This window comes from Edwardsiella anguillarum ET080813 (assembly GCF_000264765.2).
Lineage (GTDB): Bacteria > Pseudomonadota > Gammaproteobacteria > Enterobacterales > Enterobacteriaceae > Edwardsiella > Edwardsiella anguillarum.
Genome location: NZ_CP006664.1, coordinates 3597603 through 3613903, shown reverse-complemented (window position 1 = coordinate 3613903; position 16301 = coordinate 3597603). Strand labels below are relative to the sequence as shown.

General features: G+C 58.9%; 18 protein-coding genes. 12 read left to right on the top strand and 6 right to left on the bottom strand.

The window, feature by feature from the left end; genetic code table 11:
- The first annotated feature begins 48 nt into the window (after window positions 1-48).
- The 3 genes from ETEE_RS20440 (at window position 49) to ETEE_RS16320 (ending at window position 1627) form a co-directional block, all read left to right on the top strand.
- On the top strand, window positions 49-330 hold the full coding sequence (locus ETEE_RS20440) for a ribbon-helix-helix domain-containing protein (protein WP_049703772.1): 282 nt from the start codon (window positions 49-51) through the stop codon (window positions 328-330).
- Between the two features lie 563 nt (window positions 331-893).
- On the top strand, window positions 894-1289 hold the full coding sequence (locus tag ETEE_RS16325) for a VOC family protein (protein ID WP_034165064.1): 396 nt from the start codon (window positions 894-896) through the stop codon (window positions 1287-1289).
- A gap of 41 nt (window positions 1290-1330) precedes the next feature.
- Window positions 1331-1627, top strand: a complete 297-nt coding sequence (locus ETEE_RS16320) for a putative quinol monooxygenase (protein ID WP_034165063.1) — start codon at window positions 1331-1333, stop codon at window positions 1625-1627.
- A gap of 617 nt (window positions 1628-2244) precedes the next feature.
- Here the strand turns inward: ETEE_RS16320 and ETEE_RS16315 are convergent.
- Window positions 2245-2556: a hypothetical protein gene (locus ETEE_RS16315; RefSeq protein ID WP_034165062.1), complete on the bottom strand. Its 312-nt coding sequence runs from the start codon at window positions 2554-2556 to the stop codon at window positions 2245-2247.
- A 986-nt stretch (window positions 2557-3542) separates the two neighbouring features.
- On the bottom strand, window positions 3543-3737 hold the full coding sequence (locus tag ETEE_RS16305) for a DUF2767 family protein (RefSeq protein WP_015461414.1): 195 nt from the start codon (window positions 3735-3737) through the stop codon (window positions 3543-3545).
- Window positions 3738-4030: 293 nt separating this feature from the next.
- Here ETEE_RS16305 and ETEE_RS16300 point away from each other — a divergent pair, with 293 nt between their 5' ends.
- Together ETEE_RS16300 and ETEE_RS16295 are read left to right on the top strand one after the other, a co-directional pair.
- Window positions 4031-4465, top strand: a complete 435-nt coding sequence (locus ETEE_RS16300) for a universal stress protein (RefSeq protein ID WP_034165061.1) — start codon at window positions 4031-4033, stop codon at window positions 4463-4465.
- Between the two features lie 206 nt (window positions 4466-4671).
- Window positions 4672-4857 (top strand): GhoT/OrtT family toxin, encoded by a 186-nt coding sequence (locus tag ETEE_RS16295; RefSeq protein WP_034165060.1) that lies wholly within the window; start codon window positions 4672-4674, stop codon window positions 4855-4857.
- A gap of 6 nt (window positions 4858-4863) precedes the next feature.
- Here ETEE_RS16295 and mrdA read toward each other — a convergent pair whose 3' ends face one another.
- Both mrdA and ETEE_RS16285 read right to left on the bottom strand, forming a co-directional pair.
- Entirely contained in the window at window positions 4864-6777 is a 1914-nt protein-coding gene (mrdA, locus tag ETEE_RS16290; protein ID WP_034165059.1) for a penicillin-binding protein 2, read from the bottom strand.
- A 220-nt stretch (window positions 6778-6997) separates the two neighbouring features.
- Window positions 6998-7363 (bottom strand): DUF805 domain-containing protein, encoded by a 366-nt coding sequence (locus tag ETEE_RS16285; RefSeq protein WP_034165058.1) that lies wholly within the window; start codon window positions 7361-7363, stop codon window positions 6998-7000.
- A gap of 339 nt (window positions 7364-7702) precedes the next feature.
- Here ETEE_RS16285 and ETEE_RS16280 point away from each other — a divergent pair, with 339 nt between their 5' ends.
- The 5 genes from ETEE_RS16280 to ETEE_RS16260 are packed head-to-tail and all read left to right on the top strand — an operon-like array spanning window position 7703 to window position 12464.
- Window positions 7703-9292: an ABC transporter substrate-binding protein gene (locus tag ETEE_RS16280; protein ID WP_071881928.1), complete on the top strand. Its 1590-nt coding sequence runs from the start codon at window positions 7703-7705 to the stop codon at window positions 9290-9292.
- Window positions 9292-10266 (top strand): ABC transporter permease, encoded by a 975-nt coding sequence (locus tag ETEE_RS16275; RefSeq protein ID WP_034165056.1) that lies wholly within the window; start codon window positions 9292-9294, stop codon window positions 10264-10266. The genes ETEE_RS16280 and ETEE_RS16275 overlap by 1 nt, the downstream gene beginning before the upstream one ends.
- Window positions 10256-11068, top strand: a complete 813-nt coding sequence (locus ETEE_RS16270) for an ABC transporter permease (protein ID WP_034165055.1) — start codon at window positions 10256-10258, stop codon at window positions 11066-11068. The genes ETEE_RS16275 and ETEE_RS16270 overlap by 11 nt, the downstream gene beginning before the upstream one ends.
- On the top strand, window positions 11062-11859 hold the full coding sequence (locus ETEE_RS16265) for an ATP-binding cassette domain-containing protein (RefSeq protein WP_034165054.1): 798 nt from the start codon (window positions 11062-11064) through the stop codon (window positions 11857-11859). Before ETEE_RS16270 ends, ETEE_RS16265 begins: the two co-directional genes overlap by 7 nt.
- On the top strand, window positions 11853-12464 hold the full coding sequence (locus ETEE_RS16260; protein ID WP_034165053.1) for an ATP-binding cassette domain-containing protein: 612 nt from the start codon (window positions 11853-11855) through the stop codon (window positions 12462-12464). The genes ETEE_RS16265 and ETEE_RS16260 overlap by 7 nt, the downstream gene beginning before the upstream one ends.
- Before the next feature lie 82 nt (window positions 12465-12546).
- Here ETEE_RS16260 and ETEE_RS16255 read toward each other — a convergent pair whose 3' ends face one another.
- Window positions 12547-13830, bottom strand: coding sequence for an SLC5/6 family protein (locus ETEE_RS16255; RefSeq protein WP_034165052.1), 1284 nt, complete (start codon window positions 13828-13830; stop codon window positions 12547-12549).
- A 349-nt stretch (window positions 13831-14179) separates the two neighbouring features.
- The gene (locus tag ETEE_RS16250; RefSeq protein WP_034165095.1) at window positions 14180-14836 is read right to left on the bottom strand and encodes a transglycosylase SLT domain-containing protein; all 657 of its coding nucleotides are present in this window, start codon (window positions 14834-14836) and stop codon (window positions 14180-14182) included.
- A gap of 165 nt (window positions 14837-15001) precedes the next feature.
- Here ETEE_RS16250 and ghoS point away from each other — a divergent pair, with 165 nt between their 5' ends.
- Both ghoS and ETEE_RS16240 read left to right on the top strand, forming a co-directional pair.
- Entirely contained in the window at window positions 15002-15331 is a 330-nt protein-coding gene (gene ghoS / locus ETEE_RS16245) for a type V toxin-antitoxin system endoribonuclease antitoxin GhoS (protein WP_034165051.1), read from the top strand.
- A gap of 86 nt (window positions 15332-15417) precedes the next feature.
- On the top strand, window positions 15418-16296 hold the full coding sequence (locus ETEE_RS16240; RefSeq protein ID WP_034165050.1) for a fructosamine kinase family protein: 879 nt from the start codon (window positions 15418-15420) through the stop codon (window positions 16294-16296).
- The last annotated feature ends 5 nt before the right edge of the window (window positions 16297-16301 follow it).

Here is a 16301-nt window from a genome sequence, read left to right as displayed (position 1 = left end):
TCTCCATCCATGTTATAGTTAACACTTGTTAGCAATCAGGTATGGTTTATGTGTACAGTTTTTTCTGGGCAAAGCCCTTTTAATTATACCAGTAGTGCCCGCTCCGTACGTATCTGTGGTCACGTCACCAGCATACGCCTAGAAAACAAATTCTGGGAGATATTAGAAAATCTCGCCATATCTCAGGGAAAAACGTTAGGGCAGTTTATCTCCAAGCTCTACATGGAAGCCTTAGATAATAAGATCGATATGAAAAACTTCTCATCATTGCTGAGATGCTCATGCTTGATACACCTCGAAAATACGGTTGCTCAATTTAGTGAGGCGTAACATGGCACACCTAAGACACCGTCATCACTCAAACATATAGCCGCCTCAACATTCATCTGCACCGTGCCGCCTTTTATCTACGGCGAGAGGCTAACCCCGTTTATCTCTCGCGCCGGTCACCCCAGTCATCCCTTCGCTTTTTAATACCGTCTGCCAGTCAGCGTCTCTGGCCGCTTTCTGCCGTTTAGAAAGGAGCGATGACAGACTATCCTGTACGCAGGATGTTCTTCGTTATATTCATATTCAATACACCATGGTCGCGCTGACACACTCACCCACCGCATACCGCTCTGGCGCAGGTTGTCGCATATCAGATCAAAGCAATCCATATGCCGGTGGCTGATTCGCCTGACTATGTGAGCCTACCCTCGGCATATTCCGCGCACTCTCTGGGAAGCAATGTAAAAGAGGCCTGGCAGTACCGATAAGCCGGTGTCCGCGGCCCTCGCGTCCAGGTAACCATCCCCCACCAGGAAAAATACTTCGGTAGTAAATAGCTACTACCCTCAGTCAGCAACAAAACTCTATCTTTATCCTCATTGATAACAGCGGGAAAGCGCACCATGGCCAAAATGATACACTCAATGATTCGAGTTTTTGACTTGGATCGATCCATCAAATTCTACGCTCAGGCATTACAACTCAAAGTGAAGCAACGATGTGACTTTGACGATTTCTCCCTCGTCTATCTTACTAATCAAGAAAGCGCATTTGAGCTAGAGTTAACCTATAACACAAATAGAGATACTCCTTACTCGCATGGCTCCGGCTATGGGCACCTTGCTGTTACCGTTAGTGATATCAACACCACACATGCCGCATTGCTTGTAGCAGGATTAACACCGGGAGAAGTTAAGACATTTCATCATCAAGGAGAGGTACTGGCAACGTTTTTCTTTATCAGTGACCCTGATGGCTATCAAATTGAATTTATCGAAAGAGCCGGAAGATATCAATAAACTGCGCCCATAAACAACTGCGATTTAAAAGAGGAATCACGATGATAAACTTAACCGCCACCTTTACAGCGAAGAAAGGAAAAGAAATCATGCTTCGTGATATTTTGTTGAAGATGGTCAAGGTAAGCAGAGCGGAGCCTGGCTGCGTGCGCTATTTCTTATATGAAGACAGCCTCCATCCCCATGTTTTAGTATTCCAAGAACAATTTATCGATCAGGTTGCATTTGACCACCATTGTAAGATGCCTTACTTTATTTCATTGCTCAACGAAATAACAGGGATCGTGGAGAAAGCCCCTGAAATTCAGTTTTTAAAGCAGATTGAACCAATCTCCTAATCGTCGTGTAATAATCGTAATCGGTCGCGATAGCAAGTAGCATGTGGTTCAATCGGAGCAACGGTAGCGTTTAGCCAATAAACCACTATTCGTCCCTTCAGTCCGTTGCCGTTTAAACCGTAAATCTTCAGTAGTAGTTCATGGAGATGGAGTTTATATCGGTAGCGGTACAGATTCCCACGACGAGCGTCGGGAGTTCCCGGCAGAATTCGGCTATGTATCGCCTCCGTGGACTTTTGACTGGTCGATAAAGATTTAGTTATAAGAATCGCCGCTGATTAGGGCCTTACTCACGATCACCGGCGGTTGTTCCAGCCGTAGCGCCGGGCATACACGATACACTCCCCGGCCGTGCAAAACGATATTCAGCGCGTCTGGTACGGTGGTGCCCAGGGGGACAACGTAGTCGGATCTCGGGGAGCTATCTCCCCAGCGATCCGCCTGGCTGGCCGGCTGACCGGCTGACCGGCTGACCAGTGCGCTAACGCCATGGACGTTAGCTACATTCCAACGGCGCCATAGCGCTATACGCCAACGATCTGGCGGGCCTTATCCGGCGCTCTCCTCGCCGCCTGGCCGCCACGCTTCACCGCACGACGTAGCCGCTATTATCTTGATCACGGCAGGAGCAGCTGCTGCTTCAGCCAGTAGTTCTGCTGACACTCACTGATAAAAGATTTGTATCTGGGCGTAATACCGACCTCCTCAGCATTCAGCACCTCCCATTTAATCCAACACTCCGGGCAAACGCTCCCGTTGGAGGGGATCAGGTCATCCTCTCTCGTCAATAATAACTTTATCTCTCCATTAATCTCCCATAGATTAATGACGATGCTCACCTCAGCCAGCGGGTCAATTTTTTCAGAATGATAAATGGATTGACATCCGGCGTCATTATTGAGGCATCGCTTTATTATTTCAGCAAGCATAGGACGTAACCTGGCATTAAATCAAAGCGTGACCCTCATTATATCCGCTGGCGGAAAAATAAAAAAACCAGAATAGAGCCATACCGGGTTAGGCGGCGGAGCCTTCCCCCCTTTTCCGCCTTCCGCGCCAGCCCACGGGCCAAGCGCCTCAGATTAAGCGCTCACGCCACCGGTGGCGTCCAATAGCTCTCTCTCCCCTTGAGGCACCGGCAGGGGGGATGCCAGGCCGCCTGAATGTATCATCCCCCTTCGCCCCTCGTCGTGCTGAGCACCGTTACGGATTACGGTGCAGGCAACGGGCTGCCACATAGCGAAGCGCCCCCGGATCCTCTGTCATGACTCATCTTATCCCCATCGTTTGTCCCCTCATCGTCAGTGGGGGAGCGATATGGGCGTGCTTGAACACATCGTACCGACGCTCTCTTCGGCCGGATCATCGACGCCCCGCCTTTCTCGGCGGGCTGGCGGCTGACCCCCATCGCACCGGTAAACTCTGCCGCACACACCGGCGGGGGATGTGGCAGGCGTTTGGCTATCTCGCTCATCCTACCAAGCCGCGCCGGATCGGGATCGCGCTTAGCAATGCTCGCAGCCTATTCTCGGGGGGCTCAGTCAGCACGACATGATCATAGAAAAAAACCTTGTCGCGCTGGAGTGCGACCTGATCGATGACGTTTCGCGCGCGGAAAGCACCGCCCGGGACCGCCACAACATATGGTTCTGGAACACGACGTCAGCGTTTCTCTACAGATGGATCGGCCAGTCCAGTCAGCTGCGGCAGCGCAGGAAGCCAGCAAGCCGAAACATCATCATGGTGCCAGGGGCAATGCCTTTTCCCACGACGTTACCCCGCGGCAGGTGATTGAGGCGCGCCGTCGCTAATGAAAACGTCCGGTGCAAAACGGGCATCTGAGATGGGATGTGGCGGCAAGAGGCATACGAGTGATAGCGCCGTCATCCTGATGGTATCGGGCGTGGAGCGCGCCCTAGAGATCGCCCAGTATATCGATCGCCGTCTCCGCTATCTGCCTCTGCCGGGGCGCATGCTCCGCCATCGACGCATGGGCCTGCAGGTGCGCCAGAATATTCCCGCTGTTTACCTCCAGCCCATGCTGGTGCAAACGGATCACCGCCAGCCCAATGAGTTGACAGGCTTCATTGAACAGCAACGCGTCTTTCATTACACGACCTCGCCAAAAACAGGAGTCAATCCGGGTGTCTCCCCTCGATCTGGCCTGGCAAACGTCCGCAGCCGCCATCGGGAGACGCTAATCTAACCTATCACACCCCGGCCCACATCGACAGTACCCGCGCCATCCCCGCCGCCGTCATCGGTGACATTGGCTCGACCGTGCGGCGGCGGATCGGCTGCATAGGATTATTTGGGGTGAACTCGGCGCCCGGAAAGGGAAAACGGGCTACACTTAACAGGCAGGGCCATTACTTTACTTTTGCCTAAAAAACAGGAGATTGTATGTACAAGACCATTCTGGTTCCCATCGACCTCACCGAAGATAACATGTCCAGACTGGTGATCCCGCACGTAGAAAACTTCGCCAGACAGGAGGATGCGCATATCCATTTCCTGGCCGTGCTACCGCCGCTGAGCAGTTTTTACGGCATGGGCTCGCTGCCGGTCGGCCACTATCCGTCAGAAAAGGATCGTCTACAGCATGCCGAGGCCGGACTACGGCAGGTGGCCGCCCAGTTTAACCTGCCGGAGGATCGCGTACACTGCACGATCGCCATCGGCGCCCCGCGCGACCGGATCCTGCTGCAAGCTGGGGAGATCGGCGCCGATCTGATCATCGTCGCCTCACATCGCCCGGATATTACCACCTACCTGCTCGGTTCGACGGCCGCTTCGGTCGTGCGGCACGCGTCTACCGCCGTACTGGTCGTACGCTGAGTCCCCTCGCCGCAGGTGTCATGCCGGCTTGCCGCTGAGGCGGCCGGCAATCCTCTGCCGCCGGAGAGGATTCCCCCTTGGCGCAGGGGCGAAAATTTGCCATCATAACTCTCACACACAGCGTTTACATTTTAGCGATACCGCAGGTGTCGCATTGCGTCGGGCTCAGCCCTGCGCCACTTATTTGATTATTTATTAGGTTACACATGCATCCCGAAATCTGGTCGTTTATTAAAACGGCCTACTGCGTCGGCGTACTTTTTTGTGCGTTCGTGACGTTTTTTGCCACGAAAGATCCCTCCATGAAAATACGCCTGCTGTCAGCCGTTATGGTAGGACTAACCTGGCCAATGAGCTTTCCGCTGGTCGTGGTCTTCTGGCTCTTTATGTAGCCCTCATCAAACCGCACGGCGCAGATCCGGCGGGGCGCTTGCCCGTGGCGCCGCTGGCGGCGATACCGCCGCCGGGCGGAAGATATAGTCCAGTATCGCGCGGGTGACCGGTGCCGCCGTCACGCCGTCCCCGCCGCCGTTCTCCAAGATTACCGCCATCGCAATGCGCGGGTGGGGATACGGGGCGAATACCGTATAGAAAATATGGTCGCGCAGCCTGACCGGGATCATCTTGGCGTTATAGACCTGATTCTGCTTCAGACCGAAGACCTGTGAGGTCCCTGACTTACCGGCAATTTGATAGGGCGCCGTATGAAAATACTTATATCCGGTGCCGTTGGGATCGTTGGCCATACCGTACATCCCGCGTTTGACGATGTCCCAGACCGGCGACGTCTGGGTGGCGATTTGCGTGAAGTGGCTCTGGCGATAGGGCACGACCTGCTGGCCGCGGCGGATAGCGTACAGCAGATGCGGCGTCACCACTTTGCCGTTGTTAATCAGGATCCCCAGCGCTTTCACCATCTGAATCGGCGTCGCCGTCCAATATCCCTGCCCAATGCCGACGGATACCGTATCCCCCTGGTACCAAGGCTTATGATGCACCCGCATCTTCCAGTCGCGATCGGGTAAGACCCCACGCGCCTCTTCATCCAGATCGATGCCGGACAGTTGACCATAGCCAAACTGGCTCATCCACTGGTGGATGCGATCGATCCCCATCTCATAAGCAACCTGGTAAAAGAAGGTATCGGCCGACTCCTCAATGGCCTTCACCACATTCAATATCCCGTGCCCGCTCTTCAGCCAGTCTCGGTAACGACGCTGGGTGCCAGGCAGCGTCCACGTCGGGGCGCCGAAGAAGGTCGTCTGCGGGGTGATCACCCCCGCCAGCAGCGCCGCGCTGGCCATATAGGGTTTCACCGTCGAGGCTGGGGGATAGATCCCCTGGGTCACACGGTTAATCAGCGGCAGCGCCGTGTCATGCAGCAGCGCGCTATAGGCCTTATAGGAGATCCCATTAACGAAGGGGTTGGGATCGTAGCTGGGGCTGGAGACCATGGCCAGAATGCCGCCGTCGCGCGGATCCATCACAACCACCGCTGCCCGCTGCCCTTTCAACACCCCTTCAATATACTGCTGCAGCGGCAGATCCAGCGTCAGATACAGGCTGGCGCCGGCGTGGGGCGGCTGCTCTTTCAAATAGCGCACTATCCGCCCGTGGCTGTCAACCTCGACCTCTTGGCTACCGGTCTTGCCGTGCAGCAGCGATTCGTAATAACGCTCGATCCCCTGTTTACCGATATCGTGGTCGGCGGCATAGTTTTCCAGCTGCCCCTCGGCGTCGAGGCGCTGCAGATCGCGATCGTTGATTTTAGACACATAGCCGACCACGTGCGCCAGCTGTGCCCCGTAGGGATAATAACGCTGCTGATAGGTCGAAAGCATCACCCCGGGAAAGGCAAACTCGTTGACCGCAAACCGGGAGACCTCGCGCTCACTCAGCCCCTCCTTCAGGGTAACCTCGGCAAAACGACGGGCGTGCTTCATCGCCTGGTGGAAATCGGCAATCTCCTGAGGCGTCAGATCCAGCAGCGGCGTCAGCGCCGCTAGCGTCTGGTCAAGATGGGGGATCTTGCCCGGCACCAGCGAAATCTGGTATAGCGTCTGGTTTTCCACCAGCGGCGTACCGTGACGATCGTAAATCAGCCCGCGCACCGGCGACACCGGCAGGGTTTTGATGTCGTTCGCATCCGAACGGGTCTGATATTCGGCGTGATCCTGCACCTGAAGGTGGTACAGGTTAGCGACCAGCACGGTGAAGCACAGGATAACCAGTACCAGCGCAATCAGCGTGCGACGCAGAAACAGCGCCGACTCGGCACCATGATCGCGAATGGCGTCTTTTAACAAATTCATGCAAATGGGGGCACGGGCGGCATGCGCAGACGCCGGGCGGCTGCGATACGGCATAGCAAGTAACCTAAACCGTTAGGTTACGCACAAAACGCAGCCCGGCCAACCGTCCGGTTGCTAATCTTCTAGCTGCATTGTTTCAGAATATAAAATATGACGCAAAATGTGACGGGCGGAGATAACCCAGAGATGGCCCGACCCTCAGGCCATCTCTGGCACAGCGTCAGGACAACGCTTTCGGGTTGGGGCCATAGGCATTGCTGTCGCGTTGGCTGTCCGACAGGGTGAAGATCAGCAGCACCAGCCAGCCGATAAGCGGGATCAGGCCAATCAGCGCCCACCAGCCGGTGCGGCCAATATCATGCAGACGGCGCACCAAAACTGCGATGGATGGAATTAATACCGCCAGACTATAGAGGATGGTCAGGAACCCCTCCCCGTTTTCAAACGTCCAGCCCAGCGCCTTTTGCACCATAGCCAGCACGATGGAGATAATGCAGTTAATCAGGACGAACCACCAATATTCTTTGCGGCGCGCCCGACCGGAAAATACAAAGTAATTTTTGAGAACCTTCAGATACCAGTCCATTATCATTTCCTTTTACGCCAGCTCAACTGCAATGAATTACCATACTCCTTCACTATTATGGAATTGGTAGGGTCATTAATCCAGAATCCCCAGCGTTTTTTCCCGACGGTCCGGCGGCTGTATGCAAAATAAACGCTTCTCTTCCCGGCGATCATTTTCTACACTGCCGTATGCAGAAGTTATGTAAAGTGCATACATTTCCTGTTCTACATCATGTTTACCTGCCGGGGGGTTTGCTATAACTCTCCCCGCTGCGCGGTATACCCGATTCACCGTGCGCACATGTCGCGACAGTGACGTCGCGATGATGAAATAAACGACAAAAAGTCTGGGAATATAATGATGAATATCGGCCGAATTACACTACTCTCCTGCGCCCTCACGCTCGCCATGCAAGCCCCGTTGATGGCCGCCGAACCGGCAACGGCGTCCCACACCCTGAAAATGGCCATCGGCGCCGAGCCGACGGAAGGTTTTGACCCGATGCTAGGCTGGAGCCACGGCAGCTATTTCCTGCTGCACGCCCCCCTGCTACGCCAGAACGCCGATATGAGCTGGGGCAACCTGCTGACGGAGGAGATCAGCACCAGCGACGATGGCAAAACATGGGTACTGACCCTGAAGCCGGATCTGAAGTTCTCCGACGGCTCAGCCCTGACTGCCGAAGACGTGGTCTTTACCTACAATAAGGCGGCGCAGAGCGGCGGCAAGATCGATATGGGCAACTTCAACCAGGCGCGCGCGCTGGACGATCGCCGCGTTGAGATCACCTTGAGCGCGCCGCAGAGCACCTTTGTCAACGTGCTGGGCTCGCTGGGCATCGTTCCCAGCGACAACTACAACGCGAAAACCTTCGCCAAGCAGCCCATCGGCGCCGGCCCCTATCGCTTGGTCAGCTTTCAGCCCGGTCAGCAGCTGATCGTCGAGGCCAACCCCTACTATGCAGGGAAGAAAAACGACTTCAATCGCCTGGTCTTCGTCTTCCTGGATGAAGATAACGCCTACGCTGCCGCCCAGAGCGGACAGCTCGATCTGGTGCGCATCGCCCCCTCCATGGCCGTGGCGCCCCAGCAGAAAAACCTGAAGCTGTGGGTGCGCGACAGCGTAGAAAACCGCGGCATCGTCTTCCCCACGGTGCCCGCCGGTAAAAAAGACGCCGAAGGCAATCCGATCGGCAACGATATCACCGCCGACGTCGCGATCCGTCGCGCCATCAACTACGCCATCAACCGCCAGCAGCTGGCCGATACGCTGATGGAGGGCCACGCCATTCCGGCCTACAGCGCCGTACAGGGACTGCCGTGGCAAAATCCAGACATCGCCTTTAAGGATGGCGATCTCGCTAAAGCGAAGGCGATTCTGGATCAGGCAGGGTGGGTGCCGGGCAAAGACGGCGTACGTGAAAAGAGTGGCCAGGCCGCCCGTCTGACCCTGTGGTACGCCAGCGGCGACAGCACCCGTCGCGACATCGCCGAGGCCGTGCGCGCCATGCTGCAGCCGCTGGGGATCTCCATCACCCTGAAGTCCGGCAGCTGGGAAACCGTTGAGCGCCACATGCACGCCAACCCGACCCTGTTCGGCTGGGGTAGCCTGGATCCCATGGAGCTGTATCACCACTACAGCGGCAAAGCCGCCGGCGTGGAGTACTATAACCCCGGCTATTACAGCAATCCGGCGGTCGAACGCCATCTGCAGCAGGCGGTGGACGCCCCTGACTGGCGCAAGGCGCTGCCGTTCTGGCAGCAGGTCGAGTGGGATGGGCAGCAGGGCGCCGGCGTCCAGGGCGATGCCGCCTGGGCCTGGCTGCTGAATATTCAGCACACCTATCTGGCCAATCCCTGCGTCAACCTGGGTAAAGGCGCCCCGGAAATTCACGGCAGCTGGTCGCTGCTGAACAATCTGGATGACTGGACCTGGACCTGCCGTTAATGATGCGTCTGCTTGCCCCGCTGCTGCGGCTGGCTTTGCTTCTGGTGCTGGTGGCTGCCGGCACCTTTGTACTGCTCAGCTTTTCACCGGTCGATCCCATCCGGGCCTATATCGGTAACGATCTGCTGCACGTTCCGCCGCAGCAGTACGCCAGGATCGCCGCCCGCTGGGGGCTGGATCAGCCCCTGTGGCAACGCTTTGGCCATTGGTTTATGCGTCTGCTGCAGGGCGATCTGGGTTACTCCATGCTGTTTAACGCCCCGGTAGCCAGCGTGATCGGCGAGCGCTTTGCCACCTCGTTCTCCCTGCTCGCCGGCGCCTGGCTGCTTTCCGGCCTCTCCGGCATCGGGCTGGGCTGCCTGGCCGGGCGCTACCTGAATCGCTGGCCAGATCGACTGATCTGCCGCCTAAGCTACCTGCTCTCCTCCCTGCCGACCTTCTGGATAGCCCTGCTGCTGCTGGCGCTCTTTGCCGTGCACTGGCCGCTGCTGCCGGTATGCTGTGCCTGGGAGCCCGGCGGCAACGCCGCCAGCGCAGGCTGGTCCGAGCGGCTGCGCCATCTGGTGCTGCCGGTCTGCGCCCTCAGCCTGCTGGGGATGGGGCAAATCGCCCTGCATACCCGGGAGAAAATCGCCAGCGTCATGGCCAGTGACTTTGTCCGCTTTGCCCGCGCCCAGGGCGATCGCGGCTGGTCACTGCTGCGTAGCCAGGTGCTGCGTCACGCGATCACCCCGGCACTGTGCCTACAGTTTGCCTCTCTGGGTGAGCTGCTCGGCGGCGCCCTGCTGGCGGAGAAGGTGTTTGCCTATCCCGGACTGGGGCAGGCGACGATCGACGCCGGTCTGCGCGGCGACGTTCCCCTACTGATGGGGATCGTCCTGTTCAGTACCCTGCTGGTCTTTGTCGGCAATACCCTGGCGGCCTGGCTGATCCGCCGCATGAACCGCGCTCTGGAGCGACCCGATGCTGTATAACCCTGCCCCCACGCTGGCGCGCCTGTTTATCGCCTCATTTTTACTGCTGCTGATCGCCTGGTATGCCTATACCTCCCTGGATCAGGCGCTGGCGATCGATCTGCTAGCACGCCATCAGCCGCCCAGCGCCCTCCACTGGTTCGGAACCGACAATATGGGGCGCGATCTGTGGCTGCGCAGCTTTCAGGGCGCCCTCACCAGCCTGCAAATCGGGACCGGCGCCGCGCTGTGCAGCGGAATTATCGCGCTACTGATGGCGGCCCTATCCCAGCTGCACCCGCGCCTGGATACCCTGATGCGTCTGCTCACCGATACCATGCTCGCGCTGCCGCACCTGCTGCTGCTGATCCTGATCTGCTTTACCCTCGGCGGCGGCAAGAGCGGCGTCATCATGGCCGTCGCCCTGACGCACTGGCCGCGCCTGGCGCTGATCCTGCGCGCCGAAGCCCAGCGCATAGCGCACAGCGACTACCTGACGCTGGCCCGGCGTATCGGCAACGGCCCGGTCTACTGCTGGCGCCACCACTATCTGCCGGCCCTGCTGCCGCAGTGGCTCACCGGAACCCTGCTGATGTTCCCGCACGCCGTCCTGCACAGCGCGGCGCTCAGCTTCCTGGGCTTTGGCCTGGCGCCGCACGAACCGTCGCTGGGGCTACTGCTGGCCGATGCGCTGCGCTTTATCAGCCACGGTAACTGGTGGCTGGTACTGTTTCCCGGCCTGATGCTGCTGCTGCTGGTGCTGCTGTTCGATCAGTTCGCCCGCGCCCTGCAGCGGCTGTGGCTAAGGAGTGAGTCATGCTAAGTTTTCACAACGTCACCCTGGAGGCGGCCCACTACCGCTGGTATGGCACCCGCCGCTGGTCTCCCCTGCTACAGGGAATAACCCTCGACGTCGCGCCCGGTGAACTGGTGGCGCTGGTCGGCGGCAGCGGCGAAGGCAAGAGCCTGCTACTGCAGTGTGCGCTCGATCTGCTGCCCGCCAATCTGCGCAGCCACGGCACGCTGAGCCTGGACGGAAAGCCACTCTCCGCCGACGGGCGCCGCCGCCTGCGCGGCCATACCCTGTGCTATGTCCCGCAGGGCGTCTCCGCGCTCAACCCGTTGCTCAATATCGAGCGCCATCTGCAGCGTACCCGCCATCTGGCCGGTCAGCACTGGGACGCCGAGCAGGCCAGCGCAGTGCTCCGCCAAAGCCATCTCGATCCGGCGACGGTGATGCACAGCTACCCGCGCCAGCTCTCCGGCGGTATGGCCAAGCGCGTGCTGGCCTGTCACGCCTCCCTCAGTCATGCCCGCTATATTCTGGCCGACGAAATCACCGCCTGGCTGGATGCGACGCTGGCGCACCAGCTGCTGCGCCAGCTACGGCGCCTGTGTGAGCAAGGCTGCGGCATTCTGTGGGTCACCCACGATCTGATGCTGGCGGCGCAGCACGCCGATCGCATCGTCGCCCTGCACCAGGGCCAGGTTAGCGACAGCGTCAGCAGCGCGCAGCTGCAGCGCGGCGAAATCAGTGAGCGATTAATGCGCCAGTGGCAGGCGCTGCCGGAGCGCGGCACCCTATTTTCTGATCTGGAGCGTACACCATGCTGATCTGCCAGGATTTAACCGTCCACCAGGGGGGAAAGTGCCTGTGGCAAGGGCTGGAGCTTAGCCTGCGTCCGGGAGAGCGCCTGGGGATCAGCGCGCCGAGCGGCTTTGGCAAAACCACCCTGGGACGGGTATTGGCCGGATGGCAAAAAGCGACCAGCGGGACGCTGCAGGCGGACGGGGAGCCGCTGCCGCGGCGCGGCTACTGCCCGGTACAGCTGGTTCCCCAGCACCCGGAGCTGACCTTTAACCCCTGGCGCAGCACCGGCGCCGCCCTGCACGATGCCTGGCGTCCCGATGCGACGGCGCTAAAGCGCCTGCATATCCAGCCCCACTGGCTACAGCGAAAGCCGGGCCAGTTGTCCGGCGGCGAGCTGGCCCGTATCGCCCTGCTGCGGGCGCTGGGCCCACGCACCCGCTACCTAATAGCCGATGAGATCACCGCGCAGCTGGATCCGGCGATCCAGCGCGATATCTGGCGCTATCTGCTACAGGAGAGCCAGAGCCGTCCGCTGGGCATGATCATCTTCAGCCATCAGCAGGCGTTGCTGGATCAGGTCTGTACCCGGATCATCACGCTGCCGCAGCGAGCGACGGCAACGGCCTAGCCGCATCGGCGCCCTGCCGATGACACAACGCCCGCGCAGTGCGGGCGTTGTGCTTTCTGATATTCGCGCGCTTAACCCGACGTTACAGCAGGCTGTACACCAGCGCGGAGAGCGCGATCAGCCCCATCAACAGCACAAAGGGGTTGCTGGGCGAACGGTACTTGCGCATCGCGGGAATACGATGAATGGCGTACATGGGCAAAATAAACAGGATCACCGCAATCAGCGGCCCGCTGACCGTCTCAATAATGTGCAGCGCGCTCGGGTTCTGGTAGGTCACCAGCCAGGTCACGAGAAACAGCACGATCGCCGCAATACGGTTGGTCACCTGAGAGGAGACAGAGCGTCCCACGCTGCGAAATACGCCGTCGATCAGGCTGGTGGCCCCCTCCGTTACCCCCAGCGAAGTACCCAGATAGGACTTGGACATCGCGAGGATCGCCATCACCGGCCCCAGATAGGCAATCAGCGGGTTGGAGAAACGGTTGGCCAGGCTCGACAGCACGGTAATATTCTGCTCCCTCGCGGCCAGCATATCCGCGTGGGATAGGCTCATCACACAGCTGAAGACGAAGAACAGAATGCTGACGCAGATCATGATGTAGCTGTAGCGCATAATGCGCGCGCAGCGGCGCTCCGCCTGCTCGCCGTACAGCTGACGCTGACTGGAGGCAAACGAGGAGATGATCGGCGCATGGCTAAACGAGAATACCATCACCGGCACCGCCAGCCACAGCGAGCGCCACAGCGCGGGATCGCGCAGCGAGGTCTGTCCCAGCCCGGAGAAGAAATGCGCGGGCTGCCAATACGGGATCAGGTACAGCGAGATCCCCATTAAAAACAGGATCAGCGGAAATACCAGCACCCCCATGGCGGCCACGATGGTCTCCCGCCCCGTGCGCAGGACCAGCGCCAGCAGGGCGACCACGCCAAAGCTCAGCCACAGGCGCGGCGGCGGCGTCACATGAAACTGATTGATTAAAAAGCTCTCCAGCGCATTGGCAATGGAGATGCTGTAAACCAGCACGATGGGGAAGAATGCCAGCAAATACAGCACCATGATTCCCTTGCCTGCCAGCGTGCCAAAGTGCTCCTCTGCCACATCGGTAATATCGCCATCGCGGCGGCTGCCGGACAACACTAGACGGCACAGCGCCCGATGGGGCAAATAGGTCAGCGGGTAAGCCAGCAGCGCCATCAGGATCAGCACCAGCGGCCCGTTTAGGCCAGCGTTAATCGGTAAAAACAGCGTCCCCGCCCCCACGGCGGTGGCATACAGTCCAAACATCCAGACAGTATCATTTTTATTCCAGCGGGACAGCCGCGTACCGGCGTTTTGCCCGACATCAGTGGAAAGTACGGTCATTAATTCGTCATACCTTGTTTATACGGACGATAGGCTCATGCAGACATCCTGTTCTGCCCGGAACACTGCCCCCCTGCCGACGCGGCATTACCTTGGTAGCAGGCGTGTTATCCCAGCGGCATTGACACAGCAAATGCGGAGGTAATACGGCAACGAGCGAAGGGTGGCAGAATAAGTGCGGGTGCAATGATATAAAATTTTGCGGGAGAAGTCACAAAAAGCAGGTTTTATAGCATAAAAAACCATCTCCCGAGGCAACCCAAACGGTTTCCTCGGGAGGTTCAGGGGGGATGACTGTGGTTAACCTACTACCGAACCGGGGCTAACCACAGTCAGGACTGAGCCTGAATTAACGCGCCATGGCCAGATAGGCGGTATTGACTTTCCACAGATAGCGCGGTGCCTGAGCGGCCGGGTGACGCTTCTGAATATATTGGTAAAACTGCTTTGGCGTCATACGGTTAATTTTGGCAATTGCCGTATCGCGATCGCGGGAGAAGGTCCGCAGCATCGCACCGGCTCCGTTGGCATAGGCCACAATCATCGCATAACGCATGGTCTCGGGATTGGTGATCCCGGCCAGCTGCTGGTTCTTCAAAATATTCAGATAGGCGGTACCCAGGTCAATATTGACCGCCGGATCCTTCAGCTCGCGGGTGGTCGGCTGACCGTAGCGCCCTTTCTTGCGATAGGCATCACGCCCGGCGGTCGAGGGCTTTAGCTGCATCAGGCCGATCGCGTTGGAGCGGCTCACCGCCCGGGGATCGCCGCCCGACTCCACCTGAATGATCGCCTTGATCAGGGTCTCATCCACATTGTAGGTGTTGGCCGCGCTGCGGATATAGGTCGAGAACTCGCCGTCATCCGCCAGATCCATATCGGCCGCATCGCGTAAGAACCCCCCGCTATGCTGATTAAGCGTTACTTTGGCTGGCGCCGGCGTATGCTGTTTGGCACATCCGGCCAGCAGCAGCACAGCCAACATACAACCGAGTCGAATCTTCACCGTCACGACACCTCTACTTTTGTGCGTAAAAATTGAATTGGGGAATGGTGCCAGAAAAAAAAGGGGCGTGGCTAGCTGATTTTTACGCTTTGTTGCTCCTTTCACCTTTTTGCACACATTTTTAGTCTATTCTTGAGGAGATTCGCAGATCCTCTGAGGTATGCCATGAGTCAATCCACTGTTGCCTGCTATATCGTCCGCTTTACGGCGCTGCCCAGCGACGACGCGGCGCGCACCGAGCTGCGTCACGCGCTGCAGCATGCCGGCTTCGCCACCACGGTGGCCGATGCCGACGGCATTCCCCACCGTCTCGCGACCGACTGCTATGCCCTGACCAGCGTGCAGGAAAAGTCAGACGTCGAACGTCTGGCGCAGGCGCTGGGGCAGCAGGCGCTGGGGCAGATGCCCCAGGCAGAGGCACTGCTGTGCGACGAATACTTTACGGCGCTGCGTCAGGCCCGGGCGACGGCCCGCGGTCACGGCCATAACGCCTGAACGCACTACTCCGTCCGGTTATCCTGGCGCCGCGTCGCTCGCTGGCGCGGTCAATCGTCTCTCCGCTCACGTCGAGGGGGTAAACCATGTGGCAAGCCGTAAGCCGTCTGTTAACCAGCCATTTCAACGAAACCTTCACACTGCGTGAGCGCCAGGAGCTCCCCGGCGGGGCCGTGCACCGGGCCTGGCGGATCGGCGACGGAGAGCGCAACGTGTTCGTCAAATGCGATACGCCCGACCTCCTACACAGCTTTCAGGCCGAGGCCGACCAACTGGCGCTGCTGGCGCGCAGCGGCACGGTGCGAACGCCGGAGGTCTACGGCGTAGGCAGCACGCGCGACGCAAGCTTTTTGCTGCTGGAGTACCTGCCGGTACGCCCCCTCGATGCCCACCATGCCTACCTGCTGGGACAACAGCTAGCGCGTCTGCACCGCTGGAGCGAGCAGCCGCAGTTTGGCCTGGATACGGATAACCTGCTGGCGACATCGCCCCAGCCCAACGCCTGGCAGCGGCGCTGGGCCACTTTCTTTGCCGAACAGCGCATCGGCTGGCAGCTGCAGCTGGCGGCCGAGAAAGGGATCACCTTTGGCGATATCGATGAGATCGTCGAACGCGTGCGCCGTCGTCTGCAGGATCATCAGCCGCAGCCGTCGCTGCTGCACGGCGATCTGTGGCCGGACAACATGGGACTCAGCGCGCAGGGTCCCGTGCTGTTTGACCCCGCCTGCTATTGGGGCGACCGCGAATGCGATCTGGCGATGCTGCCGCACTTTCCACAGCTGCCGCCGCAGATTTACGATGGCTATCAGAGCGTCTGGCCGCTGCCCGCCGACTTTATCGCCCGCCAGCCTGTCTATCAGCTTTACCACCGGCTGAATCAGTGCAATCTGTACGGCGGATCGCACCTGGCCCAGGCCGAAAAAGCGCTCGAGGCTCTGGTGCAAGAAGCACCGGCATCGCCTTGACCGGC

What these genes read in the sequence shown, in the direction of transcription:
- ETEE_RS20440 (WP_049703772.1), top strand. Translation starts at nt 49, where the DNA reads ATGTGTACAGTTTTTTCTGGGCAAAGCCCTTTTAATTATACCAGTAGT.
- ETEE_RS16325 (WP_034165064.1), top strand. Translation starts at nt 894, where the DNA reads ATGGCCAAAATGATACACTCAATGATTCGAGTTTTTGACTTGGATCGA.
- ETEE_RS16320 (WP_034165063.1), top strand. Translation starts at nt 1,331, where the DNA reads ATGATAAACTTAACCGCCACCTTTACAGCGAAGAAAGGAAAAGAAATC.
- ETEE_RS16315 (WP_034165062.1), bottom strand. Translation starts at nt 2,556, where the DNA reads ATGCTTGCTGAAATAATAAAGCGATGCCTCAATAATGACGCCGGATGT.
- ETEE_RS16305 (WP_015461414.1), bottom strand. Translation starts at nt 3,737, where the DNA reads ATGAAAGACGCGTTGCTGTTCAATGAAGCCTGTCAACTCATTGGGCTG.
- ETEE_RS16300 (WP_034165061.1), top strand. Translation starts at nt 4,031, where the DNA reads ATGTACAAGACCATTCTGGTTCCCATCGACCTCACCGAAGATAACATG.
- ETEE_RS16295 (WP_034165060.1), top strand. Translation starts at nt 4,672, where the DNA reads ATGCATCCCGAAATCTGGTCGTTTATTAAAACGGCCTACTGCGTCGGC.
- mrdA (WP_034165059.1), bottom strand. Translation starts at nt 6,777, where the DNA reads ATGAATTTGTTAAAAGACGCCATTCGCGATCATGGTGCCGAGTCGGCG.
- ETEE_RS16285 (WP_034165058.1), bottom strand. Translation starts at nt 7,363, where the DNA reads ATGGACTGGTATCTGAAGGTTCTCAAAAATTACTTTGTATTTTCCGGT.
- ETEE_RS16280 (WP_071881928.1), top strand. Translation starts at nt 7,703, where the DNA reads ATGATGAATATCGGCCGAATTACACTACTCTCCTGCGCCCTCACGCTC.
- ETEE_RS16275 (WP_034165056.1), top strand. Translation starts at nt 9,292, where the DNA reads ATGATGCGTCTGCTTGCCCCGCTGCTGCGGCTGGCTTTGCTTCTGGTG.
- ETEE_RS16270 (WP_034165055.1), top strand. Translation starts at nt 10,256, where the DNA reads ATGCTGTATAACCCTGCCCCCACGCTGGCGCGCCTGTTTATCGCCTCA.
- ETEE_RS16265 (WP_034165054.1), top strand. Translation starts at nt 11,062, where the DNA reads ATGCTAAGTTTTCACAACGTCACCCTGGAGGCGGCCCACTACCGCTGG.
- ETEE_RS16260 (WP_034165053.1), top strand. Translation starts at nt 11,853, where the DNA reads ATGCTGATCTGCCAGGATTTAACCGTCCACCAGGGGGGAAAGTGCCTG.
- ETEE_RS16255 (WP_034165052.1), bottom strand. Translation starts at nt 13,830, where the DNA reads ATGACCGTACTTTCCACTGATGTCGGGCAAAACGCCGGTACGCGGCTG.
- ghoS (WP_034165051.1), top strand. Translation starts at nt 15,002, where the DNA reads ATGAGTCAATCCACTGTTGCCTGCTATATCGTCCGCTTTACGGCGCTG.
- ETEE_RS16240 (WP_034165050.1), top strand. Translation starts at nt 15,418, where the DNA reads ATGTGGCAAGCCGTAAGCCGTCTGTTAACCAGCCATTTCAACGAAACC.